General features: G+C 41.6%; 13 protein-coding genes and 1 pseudogene. 3 read left to right on the forward strand and 11 right to left on the reverse strand.

The annotated features are described in order from the left end of the window. The first annotated feature begins 100 nt into the window (after positions 1-100). Positions 101-313 (forward strand): hypothetical protein, encoded by a 213-nt coding sequence (locus R7Z77_RS11990; protein ID WP_213895843.1) that lies wholly within the window; start codon positions 101-103, stop codon positions 311-313. A 90-nt stretch (positions 314-403) separates the two neighbouring features. Here the strand turns inward: R7Z77_RS11990 and R7Z77_RS11995 are convergent, their stop codons facing one another. The 10 genes and pseudogenes from R7Z77_RS11995 to R7Z77_RS12040 form a co-directional block, all read right to left on the reverse strand. Further along, positions 404-793: a universal stress protein gene (locus R7Z77_RS11995; RefSeq protein ID WP_017634770.1), complete on the reverse strand. Its 390-nt coding sequence runs from the start codon at positions 791-793 to the stop codon at positions 404-406. 875 nt (positions 794-1668) lie between these two features. Further along, the gene (locus tag R7Z77_RS12000; protein ID WP_005376257.1) at positions 1669-1830 is read right to left on the reverse strand and encodes a YoaH family protein; all 162 of its coding nucleotides are present in this window, start codon (positions 1828-1830) and stop codon (positions 1669-1671) included. A gap of 41 nt (positions 1831-1871) precedes the next feature. Beyond that, positions 1872-2994 (reverse strand): annotated as a pseudogene (locus R7Z77_RS12005) (conjugal transfer protein TraF). Between the two features lie 60 nt (positions 2995-3054). Further along, positions 3055-3936 (reverse strand): DUF2861 family protein, encoded by an 882-nt coding sequence (locus tag R7Z77_RS12010; RefSeq protein ID WP_005388048.1) that lies wholly within the window; start codon positions 3934-3936, stop codon positions 3055-3057. Between the two features lie 6 nt (positions 3937-3942). Further along, complete coding sequence (gene vxrB, locus R7Z77_RS12015; RefSeq protein WP_005376251.1) at positions 3943-4605, reverse strand: response regulator transcription factor VxrB; 663 nt, start codon at positions 4603-4605, stop codon at positions 3943-3945. After that, positions 4580-6034: a sensor histidine kinase VxrA gene (gene vxrA, locus R7Z77_RS12020; protein WP_025767766.1), complete on the reverse strand. Its 1455-nt coding sequence runs from the start codon at positions 6032-6034 to the stop codon at positions 4580-4582. Before vxrA ends, vxrB begins: the two co-directional genes overlap by 26 nt. A gap of 155 nt (positions 6035-6189) precedes the next feature. Next, positions 6190-7566 (reverse strand): Re/Si-specific NAD(P)(+) transhydrogenase subunit beta, encoded by a 1377-nt coding sequence (gene pntB / locus R7Z77_RS12025; RefSeq protein WP_005376248.1) that lies wholly within the window; start codon positions 7564-7566, stop codon positions 6190-6192. 8 nt (positions 7567-7574) lie between these two features. Further along, entirely contained in the window at positions 7575-9131 is a 1557-nt protein-coding gene (locus tag R7Z77_RS12030) for a Re/Si-specific NAD(P)(+) transhydrogenase subunit alpha (protein WP_054575447.1), read from the reverse strand. A gap of 434 nt (positions 9132-9565) precedes the next feature. Next, on the reverse strand, positions 9566-9847 hold the full coding sequence (locus R7Z77_RS12035; protein WP_005376244.1) for an HlyU family transcriptional regulator: 282 nt from the start codon (positions 9845-9847) through the stop codon (positions 9566-9568). 41 nt (positions 9848-9888) lie between these two features. Next, a complete protein-coding gene (locus R7Z77_RS12040) occupies positions 9889-10257 on the reverse strand; it encodes a late competence development ComFB family protein (protein ID WP_005376241.1) in 369 nt (122 codons plus the stop codon). 253 nt (positions 10258-10510) lie between these two features. Here R7Z77_RS12040 and R7Z77_RS12045 point away from each other — a divergent pair, with 253 nt between their 5' ends. Next, on the forward strand, positions 10511-11749 hold the full coding sequence (locus R7Z77_RS12045) for a sensor domain-containing diguanylate cyclase (protein ID WP_031778917.1): 1239 nt from the start codon (positions 10511-10513) through the stop codon (positions 11747-11749). Positions 11750-12000: 251 nt separating this feature from the next. Here the strand turns inward: R7Z77_RS12045 and R7Z77_RS12050 are convergent, their stop codons facing one another. Then, the gene (locus R7Z77_RS12050) at positions 12001-12960 is read right to left on the reverse strand and encodes a diguanylate cyclase (protein ID WP_005376234.1); all 960 of its coding nucleotides are present in this window, start codon (positions 12958-12960) and stop codon (positions 12001-12003) included. 273 nt (positions 12961-13233) lie between these two features. On the opposite strand from R7Z77_RS12050, the gene R7Z77_RS12055 reads away from it, so the two are divergent. Further along, on the forward strand, positions 13234-13671 hold the full coding sequence (locus tag R7Z77_RS12055) for a DUF3069 domain-containing protein (protein ID WP_005376232.1): 438 nt from the start codon (positions 13234-13236) through the stop codon (positions 13669-13671). The last annotated feature ends 12 nt before the right edge of the window (positions 13672-13683 follow it).

Genomic DNA, 13683 nt, shown 5'->3' on the forward strand with positions numbered 1-13683 from the left:
CATTAAAATTTTCATCAAAGGCAACTTTATATAAAATTGATTTCATACCAATCTATGTGTATCTTCTACCCATATCCCCACAATAACCAAGGAGAATGCCATGGATAAGCTACTCGCGTCTGCATTAGAAATTAAGCAGCGAACTATGGTGACTGGCTTTTTTGCTAGAAATGGATTCAAAATCGCTATGACCGATTTTGATGATGTCACTTTTGAGCGAGAAGGCGTGCAAGTTAACGTACATTTTGATCTGCAGTCAAACGCGGAGTCTGCATCTGTTTTATCTCATGAGACATCAATCATTCCTGGCTAAAAACTTTTATTATCACCGATACACCAAGCCGAACATAAAAGTTCGGCTTTTTAGTGACAAAAAATGATGAGTGCGAACAAGAGTTGTCGATCACTCGTCTAAATAGACGATTAATAAATCAGCTTCAACTTCGTTCACAACCTTTGGTATCGATGAAAAAAAGCGACTCAATAAGTTGTGATGATGACCACAGACAACTAAATCTATCCCCTCTTTTTTGACGATTCCCGATAGTTTTATATGAAGATCGCCTATTACTACCATGGTCTCGTTTACTGGGTATAAGCATTTATCAGCGAGCTCTTGCAGCCTTCTTTCCAATTCTTGCTCTTCCTTCGCTTCCATGACTATGCGATCAACATCTACGTAAACAAATGAGAGTTTGCTGCTTGAGTTATCTGCTTGCATTATTGCTTTTTCGATAACGGCTTGGCTAGATTGAGATAAGTCGACAGCAACCAAAACGTGCTTATAACCCATCATTCCTCCCTAGGTTAGTTTTTGTTCTCATATTAAGTCTAGTCCACATAGAGCGAACACAACATCAAAACTACTGCTACATGATAGTTAAAGGAGTTTAGTGTAAAACAGGCAAATAGTTTTCATTGCAACCTTGTTGCTTCCTCTCATCCAAAGATCAACGATGTTTTTCCAATTTCTTCTCTAATTATCGGACTATTTAACAGGAAGGATGCCAGAAAACATTACGTTGTAACACGCGTTACTACTCTTGATTTCTACTACTCTTGAGGTTTCATATTACCCACTTCAACGTCGCCTAGTTTAGTAAAACTACTTTAGATTAAGCATGCTCAATATGTAACGCTCCGCTCAAATCCAGGAGACGTATTTCGGCTAAAAAAAGCAGCTCAATAAGATGAATTTCGCTTCATCTATTACATATGTCTGCGAGTGCTTACTGTTTTTATATCGCTTATTTAATAACTCCAGTTGAATTATCGTTATAAGTTACGGTGTCTCTTTTTTCTTTTTTTAGCATAATCTTCTGCCTGAGAACGAGGCTCTCTTGGGCTTTGTAATTAAATTACAAGATCAATCGCGACCAATATGGTTGGCAGATTAAAAGACCGAGGTAAATAATTGATATAATTGAGTTTAATTTATAAGTTCTTTAAAAAATGCCTAATTACCTGCACTATGCAAACCAAGGTTAACATAATGAGGTAAAATTTTACCAACTCACTATTTAGTCTTAAAGGTAATTGAGCAAGATTAAAATCATATAGGTATAGTAAATTGTAGTTACAGCGTAACCATGGTGGTATTTGGGAATGTAAAGGAATAGAAAATAGAAACGCAAAAAAAACAGGGCGTATGCCCTGTCCATGAATTGATTAGTTTTGTTGCTGTTGTTTTTCTGCGTACTCAGATCGAATCCGTTCGGCAACAATTTTGATAGCTTCTGCAGTACTTGTGCCCTTCGCCATCAATTCTTGAATTCTCTCTACAGCTTGTTGTTGCTCTTGGTGAGATAGAGGGGGTAAATCGTCAAACATAAAAAGCTCCTCATTTTGAGGAGCTGACTATAACGATTCAATTAATAGGTAGCAAGGAAATTAATGGATGCACCCATAGCGTTCTCGTTTGTGTACTGAGCTGCGATATCCAATTCGAACAACTTAAGTGGAGACAACCCGATACCAGCAGTAATGGTTCCTTCGTCATTACTTCGAGCTAAGTTCTTCATATACCCTGCTCGTAATGCCATTTGACGCAAAATATCAAATTCAATACCAGCTCGAATCATTTGCGTATTATCATCAAAGGATGAAAAACGTTTTTCTTCGTTAAGATCGTAGTCAACACTCATCGTAAAGTAATCGGCAACAATCCCTGCCCCAACGGTGTATACAGGACGCATGCTATATTCGTATGATTTTATCGTATCGCTGCCATATTGGAATGACTTTGTTTTAACGTCTCTTCCGATCAAATTTTTCGCTGAAATACCGAGACGATATGGGCCAAAGAACCAAAGTGCGCCGGCGTCTAAGTTAAACATCGTTTCCGCGGTCTCATTTTCACGTAAGTCTTTAGTATCAAAATTCTGAAAACTCGTGGCGTATGAGTATGTGTATATACGCTGAAGTTTAGGAGTAACACCAAAAGAAAGGTGTTGGTTCATGAAATTAGTGTATTTAGCAAGTGAAATACCTGCTTCAGCCACGCCAATAGAAACACCTTGTACATAGCTATCATCTAATGGATTAGTACCTGAGGTATCAACATTTGGTTGTACGAATGATTCAGTGTATAGCTTACCGTATGCAGTTGCAGATAAGAATTTGTTGGGAATACCAATGGCAACGACACCACCAAGATCAAAGTCTGTCTTTTTCCCATCGATAGCATCCATCGATTTTTTGATTTCATCGACGTCTGTCAATTTGCTGATGCGTTCGATCTCATCAACTAGATCATATTGATCATCGTAGCTGCCACCAAAACTTGGCACGATCATGCCTGCATCGTCATTTCGGCGATAAATCGCAGTAAGAGCGGGGGTTGAAAAAAGGCGCAGTTAGATAAGTTGCTGATACGGTACCAACGCCACCCATTGCATCACTACGAGCCTCTATCGCATAAGTAGCAGCAGAGGCAGCATTAGCGAAAAGAATAGTAGCAACAGAAGTGGCAAGAATTTTATATTTGTTTTTCATACTACACTTGTGATTTTAGTTCGTCCTGAACCTTTATCGGCACAAGTAGTATTTCTTTAACTATTCTTCCTGGGAAAGATCATAGGTTCGGCTAATAGTTTGAGCCTGCTCAACAATTATATCGCCCTGCCAACGGCGACTATTGATACTTACCGCCAATACGTATCTATCGTTTGGGACACCCGCTAGCTCCAATGAATTTGGATAGTTAGACTCATAAGTCTTTTTCCACATTTGCTCGTACTGGCCATCAATGTAGTCATACAAACCAACTTCAAGTTGCGGTAATGGACAATGGGGATTACGAAGTGCGCTCTTTTCTACTTTCCAATTCTCTTTAGATGTCCAACGAACATATTGAGAAGAGTTTGAATCTCCAAGTATTACCCAAGTTCGATACTCTTGTTTATCAGTAGAAACAACGGTTAAGTGATATAAACCAGCTTCAAGCTTGCCTGTTAAGTTATAGCGTTTCGAGTAACTACGCTCGTTGGCAAGTTCTGTCCCGTTCGGCTGTTGTTCATAGCTGAATGAACTGTCCGCGGATATAGAATCATCCACCCATCGATTAAATGAAATATTTTCGATGTCAGTTGTAGCTCTTAGCTTGATCACCAATCTAAATGTATCTCGCCCAGGGCTTTGAATAGTCTGACGAATAACGTTCACACCACTTATCCAATCAGGCAGCGTTACACCAGTGAGAGCCTTGCCACAGTTTTTAGATAGTGACTGACCAAGAAGATCATTAAGGTGAGGAGTCAAATCTTTACTTGGTTCCGTTTGCCAGAGTTCAACAAGAGAGTTGAACATACCCGCAAGATCATCTTCAAGTAAGTGTTGATGTGCCTGTGTTAAAGGCGTGTTAGTTTGAAACCAGTCCATCGCATGGACTGGTTTCACTAACGCTAATGAGACAACTACAGGGAGTAGTATTTTCATTACGACTTATGCTTTCATCTTGTAGCCAACACCACGAAGTGTTTCAATTTCCAGTCCTGGCAGTTTTTGACGAAGCTGTAGTACATGTGTATCAACCGTACGTGTTGTCGGGAAGTGATTGTAACCCCAAACGTGGTCAAGTAGCTCATCACGAGTAAACACGCGACCTAAGTTTGACGCCAAAAATAGCAGCAAATCAAACTCTGTTCGAGTAAGCGTAATTAGCTCGTCTTTATAAGTCACTTCACGAGTCGAGCGGTCAATCTCTAAGTCTTTTGTAATCACTTTATCAGCGTTGCTTTGTTCTGCTGAATCCGGTGCTCGTAGCTGTGCACGGATTCTCGCAAAAAGCTCCGCCTCAGCAAAAGGCTTTGTTAAGTAGTCGTTCGCGCCGGAATCAAGGCCTGCAACTTTATCTTTTACGGTAACAAGTGCCGTTAACAAGATAACTGGTACGTCTTTAATCTGTTTCCATTCTGGGAGACATTGTACAGAGTCACCATCTGGGAGTTGGCGATCGAGAATTACCAAGTCAGCTTTTTTCCATTGTGGCTCTACGTCTGCAATACGCTCCACATGTAAACACTCATATCCTGCTTGTTCCAGGCTTACTAACAGGCCGTCAGCCAAGTTTTTATCATCCTCAACGAGAAGCAGTGTCTGTTTCACAAGGTATCTCCAATATAAAAGTTGTAGGTGGTCCCATTAAGGACATTTTTCCGCCCATGCGGCCTACCATAGATTCAACGATTGTTAATCCAAGTCCTAACCCGCTCTTACTTACGAACGGTTTCTTCAAATTTGCCCAATCTTTAGCCGTTAGGCCTCCTGCATCTCGGACTTGGAATACTATTTTTTCTTCACTAGTTGAGACATCCAATTCAACCGGTGCGACACCGTACTTAAGCGCATTACGAAGCAAGTTATCGATACAAGTTCCTAACCAGTACACATTAACTTTAGCAGCCACATCTTCATTGATGTTAAAAAGCACGGCACTATCAAATTCTTCTTCGATCTTAAATTCTAACCAATCTGCAACGGATGGTACCCAGTCTGTTGCAAGCATTTGGTTATCAGATTGCAAATAATCTTTACTCGCTTCTGCCAATTGACGCAGGCGGCGCGTATCTTCACACAATCTGCGGAATTCGTCATACACACTTTCAGGCAAATGCTCGAACTCTCGACGAAAGCCCTCAACCGTTAGTGACAGGGATGCAATCGGTGTTCTGAGCTCATGCGTTAAAATTTGCAACACGAGCATTCTACTACGTAGTTCTTCTCGCTTGCTATTCCAACGGTACACCGCCCAACCAATCACCAAAAGAATATTGGCGATTACCAGTATGATCATACTGATCCGCAAAACTTGCGAGTGATCTTCTACATCCCAACAAATATTGCCTCGTTTAACAAAGCAACTTTTGCTTTGAGAGGCTAGAGCGTATGACAGACCCGCATTCGCTACGTTCTCTTGCCAGATATCTTTCTCGAAAACAAAGTAACGGTCACCACGTCTTAGCCAAAGTTCATTACCTTCAATAAACATGCTCGCGCCTGCAATCAAAGCATTAATGGCGTCGTCATCCATGTTTTTCAAGCTTTCTAGCAACTCATCCCCTTCCTCGTTATCACGCTCTTTTATATGCATGTACTGAGATAGTTTGGGTTTGAGTTCTGGATACTTATCCACATAACGTGCCGCGTACGTCCCACCACCAGGGTGAATGAGACCACTACGCGAGAACCAACGAGGTGTCAGCTGCGTCCCTTTACAAATCGCTCTTGTAAATACTAAAGGCTCAGTAATTAAAGGACTTAATGGTAATTTGCCACGACAAGTATTCGCCAAGCTGTAAAGCTGTTGGATATCTTTTAACGGATAGTCAGACGTTTGCGGCAGAAGCGAATCTGGCGCAAGTAACTTGGTAGGATAATTTGATTGCAGAATACGAATATCGTACGACTTAAGAGCTACTTCATAGTTAAATAGCTCTGTAAACGTATCTATTCTTTCTGGTAGTGAATCGGAAAATGCAGGTGCCGAAAAAAGCGGCAATACAGTTGCAAAACCGAGCAAAAACTTTTTAATCAAACTGTTACCGTCACTTATTACATTAGCCAAAACTATACATCAATCTACAAGCAATTGACATCAGCTAACAGAAGGATTTGCATTACTATAACATTGAAACGGAACAAAAAAGGGCCAGCGATTGCTGACCCTGTATAGTTTTAAATCAAGAATGGTTAAAGTGCTTTAAAAATAGACTCAACACTTTCTTTCGCATCACCAAATAGCATTGATGTATTTTCTTTGAAGAACAGTGGGTTCTGTACCCCTGCGTAACCCGTATTCATTGAGCGCTTGAATACCACTACGTTTTTCGCATTCCATACCTCCAATACGGGCATACCAGCGATTGGGCTGTTCGGATCTTCCAGTGCGGCTGGGTTGACCGTATCGTTAGCACCGATAACCAATACGGTATCGGTTTCAGCAAAGTCATCATTGATTTCATCCATTTCAAGAACGATATCATACGGTACTTTTGCTTCAGCGAGTAACACATTCATATGCCCCGGTAGACGACCCGCTACTGGGTGAATCCCAAAGCGAACTTCAATACCTTGTGAACGAAGTACATCAGTAATTTCATGAACAGGGTATTGTGCCTGAGCTACTGCCATGCCATATCCTGGAGTGATGATTACTGATTTTGAGTTCTTCAACATCTCTGCAACTTCTTCAGCCGTTGTTTCACGATATTCGCCCTGCTCTTCGTCACCTGAAATCACTATCTCTTGACCAAAACCACCGGCAATAACACTGATAAACGAACGGTTCATTGCTTTACACATGATGTAAGAAAGAATCGCACCTGATGAACCTACCAAAGCACCTGTTACAATCAATAGATCATTTGCTAGCATGAAACCTGCTGCCGCTGCTGCCCAACCTGAGTATGAGTTCAACATAGAGACAACAACTGGCATATCAGCACCACCGATTGAAGCGACTAAATGGTAGCCGAATGCGAACGCGATCAAAGTCATCACAATAAGAGCGAACATGCTGCCATCTGCTTTTACGAAGTAGATCATAAGAAGCGTAGAAATAACAACCGCTGCGAGGTTCATTTTGTGCTTATGAGGCAGGTTAAGTGGCGACGAAGAAATCACACCACGCAGCTTACCAAATGCGACAATTGAACCGGTGAAAGTTACGGCACCGATGAACACACCCAAGAATACTTCTACAAGGTGGATAACATGCTCAGCATGTGTTGCTGCTTCTGGCGCATCTAGGTAGCTGTTGTAGCCAACTAAAACCGCAGCTAAACCTACAAAGCTGTGTAGAATCGCAACCAGTTCTGGCATCTCGGTCATTTCTACTTTCTTCGCATAGAAAATACCGATCGCACCACCTATCGCCATCGCGATAATGATCCAACCAAAACCTTGCGCATCTGGGCTAAAGATCGTCGCTATCAGCGCGATCGTCATACCAGCGATACCGTAGTAGTTACCATTACGAGCAGACTCTTGCTTTGAAAGCCCCGCCAAACTCATGATGAAAAATAATGCAGCAACAATGTAAGCTGCTTGTACTAATCCTGCAGACATTGTGACTCCTATTTATCTTTGCGGAACATTTCAAGCATACGCTTGGTGACGGTGAAACCACCGAAGATATTGATACTCGCGATCAATACAGCAATAAAAGATAGGAATGAAACGACGCCATTACCTTGTCCAATTTGCAGTAATGCACCAACGACAATAATGCCAGAGATAGCATTCGTTACTGACATTAGTGGAGTATGAAGTGCATGGGTAACATTCCATACTACGTAGTATCCGACAACACACGCTAGAACAAATACAGTAAAGTGAGAGAGAAACGCCGCTGGAGCAACAGAAGCAACCCAAGCAAAGGCTCCAACAGCCGCTGCCACACCAATAATTTTCTTCGTTGGAGACGTAGGTTCTTCTACTTTAGGCTCTGGCTTCACAGGCTGTTCTTGTTTCACTTGCGGCTGAGCTGAAACCTGAATTGGTGGCGCTGGCCAAGTAACTTCACCTTCTTTCACCACGGTAACGCCACGGATAACAACATCTTCAAAATCAATATTGATGTTGCCATCTTTCTCTTTACACAGCAGTTTTAGAAGGTTAACAAGGTTTGTCGCGTAAAGCTGAGAAGATTGTGTAGGCAAACGACCAACCATGTCAGTGTAACCAACAATTTTTACCCCGTTATCCGTCATGATAACTTGGTCTTTCACTGTATATTCACAGTTACCGCCATTAGCGGCTGCCAAGTCAACAATTACACTGCCCGCTTTCATGCTGTCGACCATTTCTTTGGTGATCAACTTCGGCGCAGGTTTACCAGGGATGAGCGCGGTCGTAATAATGATATCAACATCTTTAGCTTGCTCTGCGTATAACTCTGCCGCTTTTTTGTTGAAGTCATCAGACATTTCTTTTGCGTAGCCATCCCCAGAGCCTGACTCTTCTTGAAAGTCAACGGTCAGGAACTCAGCGCCCATCGATTCAACTTGCTCTTTTACTTCTGGGCGGACGTCAAACGCACGGACAATGGCACCTAAGCTACCTGCAGCACCGATAGCCGCCAAGCCAGCGACGCCAGCACCCGCAACCAATACTTTCGCTGGAGGTACTTTACCGGCAGCCGTAATTTGACCTGTAAAGAAACGACCAAACTCATGAGCTGCCTCAACCACTGCACGATAACCAGCGATATTAGCCATCGAAGATAGCGCGTCTAAGGCTTGTGCACGTGAGATACGAGGAACGGAATCCATGGCAAGAACGTTAATGTTCTTACTTGAAAGTTGTTCCATCAACTCAGCATTTTGAGCCGGCCAAATAAAGCTAACCAGTGTTGCTCCATCTTGCAGTAACGCAATTTCGTCAATGCCTTGCTCATCATCCACAATTGGCGCATTAACTTTTAAAATAAGGCCAGATGCCCAAACTTCTTCACTAGAAACGATTTTCGCACCAGCTGCTTCATAAGCGGCATCATCGAAACTCGCTAGCACCCCCGCTTGGGATTCAATCGCGACATCGAATCCCAATTTTATTAACTGCTCAACCGACTTCGGCGATGCAGCCACTCGCGATTCACCCGCGAGTATCTCTTTAGGTACACCGATTTGCAAAACGCATACTCCTTGTATACATATCAATAAATTAGTCCCAAAACAGAGCGTCGCTCTACTCTAATTCTTTTTTATTTCTATCTGTTTACCACGCAAGACAATTGCAAACGAAAGATGATGTTTGGGGACACCCATTTGCACAATAACACCTTGACTAACAGCCCTGTTATTATTCTGTTTGTATCGAACGCGTCTCATTACTTCAAGTGTTTTGTAATTTAAATACTAAATTTCATTACATATAACGCTAAGTAATGAATGATTGTCGCTCTGTGCACGAAAAATAACAACGCAACACCGTACTAGACTGAGGTCTAACCAGGTGACGATTAAATACTGACTTAACAGAGATTTAAGCGTTAAAAAGAAAGAGCCACTAGCATATACACTAATGGCTCTTTTTAAGATGACTGGAATCAAATTGCAGTAAATTGCTAGTCGAAGATTTTATCGCCCATTTGATCAATAAACATTTGAGATTTCTTCAACATAAGGTCATTGGCATCTTGCTCTGAGCCAAGCAAATCGGAGCGAATAAACCGATGTGTTTTCACTTCATCATTGTCATGCTTTTCTATTCGACCAGCGATGCGATATTGTCCGCCCTCTGAAAGGCTCTCTGGGTAAATAAGGAAACCTTTATACTCAACTGGTTCGATATTTTTGGCTTCAACCGTTTTCTCACTACCACCAAACAAACGCGAAAAAAATCCCACGATTCCTCCTTGGGTCAGCTCACTAGTCAACTGAGCGACTCTTACTTAATATTAACGTTAAGGATCGGTTTTTCATACCAATCCAACTCTTTGTCATCATCATAACTAGTATGGGAAAAAATTACAGGCACATCATACTCTCGGTTCTTACGCCTGTCTTCTTTCACCATTTCTGCGGCGTTTTTCACCGCTATATCCGCGCTTTGCTTAAACTGGCTTAATTTTTGTTCAGGAAGTGAAGACAAAAAATCAATATCATGACGGATATAGACAGGCTTGAGCTGGATAAGCGCAAGGCAAGCAATATCGGCTAACTGTTCGTTGTCATACTGTTCTAAAAATTCGGGCAAACTGAGAACCTGGCCTACTAATGTTTCCATGTAATTGTGCACATCTGAGCTTATCTGCATCTGTAAATCTCCTTTTTCCTATGAAATGAGTATAGCAACGACTTGTTTATAACAACTTATTGATTGCTCTTAATTTAATCAATCTCTCTCTTTTTGCCGTAATGTCTTCCAAAATACTTGGGAAAAGGAACAAATAGACGTATTCTTGCTAGTTCTCAAAGTTCGAAATTCAATAACGGATAAATATCCATATTGATAAAACGATTTACCTAACCAATTATATAGTCAACTATTTTCAGGCAGTTTGTAATAGATGTCCTCATCGTCAATGACTTCATCAGGCTTCAGATTCTTATCCCCTTTTTTGCTACTGGGCATAGTGAGTTCGGGCATGGACAGCATTATTCAGATGACTCAGGCAAACTGGGGCATTGCCGCAAACTTGCCGTACATACTATTAGGTTGTGCGCTACTCCTTTGTTATTCATTTAAGCAAGGCAGAGAGTCCATGGTGTGCTTGGCAATGTTGCTAGCCTACTTCGTGATACAGCACCGCCTACAAGTCCCGCTTCAAAGTGGTACCGCTTTACTTGAGCTAACCATTTTAGCCACGTTACTTCCTGTCTCGTTTCTTACGGTATTTTTGTTTAGTAAAGAAGGTTTTGACTCTAGAGCCATGTTGACTTACATCTTGATGTTAGCAATGTTCGTTCTTTGGTCTTATCTAACGCTAGCATATTACGTTGAAGGAGGGTTTGAACAATGGACAAGCGGTATTTTATTTATTGTACCTACGGTCTCTAAACTGCCTTTAATTCTTGTTTTATATTGCGTGGGTATTGTCTGTTTTCTTGGAATCCTTGTTTTAAAGAAGAATGAAATTATCCATGCGATGACCTACTCTGCCATGGTATTGGCGTCTGCGACGTTCATTTTCTTTGATGTGCAGTACATATCAAGCACCATGTTTACGCTAACAGGGCTGCTTATCATTATTTATGCCGCTTCCGCTAGCCATCAACTGGCTTTCACCGATAGCCTAACGCTGATTCCGAGCAGACGTGCACTTGATCTCGATCTAAAACACATGGGTAAGAAGTTCACGATCGCAATGCTTGATGTTGACCATTTTAAAAAGTTTAACGACACCTACGGTCACGATACTGGTGATGACGTTCTAAAAATGGTCGCTTCGCGCCTCACTAAAACCCCAGGCGGCGCAAAAGTTTATCGATTTGGCGGAGAAGAATTTACCATCGTTTTTAAAGGCAAATACACTGACGAATGTAAGAACTTTTTGGAAGAAGCTCGCAAATCGATTGCAGAATACGAGATGATATTACGCGATGAAGAATCTCGCCCTGAGAACCATAAACAAGGACAAAAACGTCGTGGTAGCAACAGTTCGAAGAGAAAGTCGGTTTTTGTTACCGCAAGTTTCGGAGTTGCTGATAGCCGGAATGGGCAAGCTCCTCTGGACGTCATTAAATCAGCGGACGAAGCACTTTACAAAGCGAAAAAGGCCGGACGTAACTGCATAAAGCTTCGTTAGACTCTCACCAATCGTGAAAGTTAACAAGCTTGTCTGGGTTTACAACAAAACCGAACTTCCCCATCAGCATAATAACTGCACTCATCGTTGCCACTATCCCGATGTTATCTATCTAATCAAAGGTATAAGGTATACGCCCGATTGCGACATTCCGTTCGCACTGTTTGCCTATCTTACTTTGAGTGAGCTTTAAAATAACCACCAAAAAGTGACAACGCAACAAAAAGAGTGGCGTTCATAAGATTTTGTTTTTAAAGAGAATTAACTAAAGTATGTGTGTTTCTTCCCAAAGACTTCGAGGTATATAGCGCTTTATCAACGGTTGCATACAAGTCTGATTGCACTTCTTTCCCTGTCGGTTGAAAAACAAAAACACCCTGTGACACTGTCACTCTATTTGACACACTAGAATACTCATGTGGGTAATCGAGAAAATACATAGCCTCTTGTATACGCTCGGCTTCTCTTTCTGCTGTTTGAGTGTCGGTACACCCTAGCAACACGACAAACTCTTCTCCACCATATCGACCTACATATTCCCCAGAGCGACAAAAAGTAGCCTTGAGTTGATTCGCAATCGCTTGCAAGCAACGATCGCCTTCAATATGACCGTAATTATCATTAAACGGTTTAAAAAAATCGACGTCCAATAGAATCAAAGCCATTGGCATGTTGTGACGGCCATGCCATGCAACCATCGATTCCAACTTATGGTCGATATAACGGCGGTTATAGAGTTTGGTTAGGCCATCTTCATTCGCTTGTTGAGTCAAAAGTTGATTAACTTGCTCTAATTGAGCTGTCGCTTGCTTAAGCTCTCGTCTCATATGAGCAATACGCTGCATTGCGATAAGTTTAGAGTTCAGTACCAGTTTATCTACCGGCTTAATTAAATAGTCATCACCGCCCGCGTCTATGGCTTTAGCAATCATTTCTGGCTCTTCGTGACTACTCAAGAAAATAATTGGGATCCAATCCGGAAACGTTTCTCTTATATGAAGAGAGACTTCAAAACCGTTCATATCTGGCATTGATATATCGAGTAACACCAGTTCCGGATCAAAACTCTCGTAGGTATTTAACGCCTCTAGTCCACTACCTACGGCTTTTACAATATGTCCAAGTTGCTTTAGACGAATAGCCAACTGCATCCTGTCTAGCTGAACATCGTCAACCAGAAGGATTCGCATCGATGTCCCTGTCGGTTGCATAACGCGTTCCATTTTTAATTATGTCTTTATTAAACATATACCATACTCATAGAGTTGTTGCATTCGACTCATAATTAAGTGCTATATTTTTGTTTGAATATCACGGAATCCATTGCATAAAGCAGTTAGACTGGACGTTACCCTATCTAATCATAGCCTGTGAGCAGAAGTTCAACAAACTCATTCACTTTGGTCATCTTGCGGACTAATGGGTATAGCTATTTGATGCATTTGGTATTAATATTCCCGCCTTTTTGTAATGAGAGACACACCATGTCAGAAGCAACTAACAGCGAAAGCAAAAAAATCGATCTAGCCAGCATTTCTCCAGAGCTACGTAAAGTTATCGAATTTGACGAAGTTCCAGAGCAAATGTTCGAAATGGTTACCTCTATCCATGAAGTGTCTGAAGAAGCGGTACGTGAATCATGGGACGAAATGCCAGCAAGTGCACAGAACATTCTAGACAACTTTGAACAGTTTCATGCTCTAGTTTCTGTAGGCCAAGCATTCGCTGGTATTAATGTGATGGAAGAGTTTCCGACTCTTAATCTGCCAGAAAACATGACAGATGAAGATAAAGAAGAATACCGTGCTCAACTACTTGATAATGTGCTTCACAACTGTGTGAAAGACATGGTTAAGCAACTTAAGAAAGCACGTCGTGACCCACTTCTTAAGCGTGAATTCAAAGAAGTATTCGCGAAGTAATTCCGACATTCT

The organism is Vibrio sp. 1401, from assembly GCF_033340295.1.

Bases quoted from the DNA above. Each gene is read 5' to 3' on its own strand.
- pntB (WP_005376248.1), bottom strand. From the start codon at position 7,566: ATGTCTGCAGGATTAGTACAAGCAGCTTACATTGTTGCTGCATTATTT.
- R7Z77_RS11990 (WP_213895843.1), top strand. From the start codon at position 101: ATGGATAAGCTACTCGCGTCTGCATTAGAAATTAAGCAGCGAACTATG.
- R7Z77_RS11995 (WP_017634770.1), bottom strand. From the start codon at position 793: ATGGGTTATAAGCACGTTTTGGTTGCTGTCGACTTATCTCAATCTAGC.
- R7Z77_RS12055 (WP_005376232.1), top strand. From the start codon at position 13,234: ATGTCAGAAGCAACTAACAGCGAAAGCAAAAAAATCGATCTAGCCAGC.
- R7Z77_RS12010 (WP_005388048.1), bottom strand. From the start codon at position 3,936: ATGAAAATACTACTCCCTGTAGTTGTCTCATTAGCGTTAGTGAAACCA.
- R7Z77_RS12040 (WP_005376241.1), bottom strand. From the start codon at position 10,257: ATGCAGATAAGCTCAGATGTGCACAATTACATGGAAACATTAGTAGGC.
- R7Z77_RS12045 (WP_031778917.1), top strand. From the start codon at position 10,511: ATGTCCTCATCGTCAATGACTTCATCAGGCTTCAGATTCTTATCCCCT.
- R7Z77_RS12050 (WP_005376234.1), bottom strand. From the start codon at position 12,960: ATGCAACCGACAGGGACATCGATGCGAATCCTTCTGGTTGACGATGTT.
- R7Z77_RS12000 (WP_005376257.1), bottom strand. From the start codon at position 1,830: ATGTTTGACGATTTACCCCCTCTATCTCACCAAGAGCAACAACAAGCT.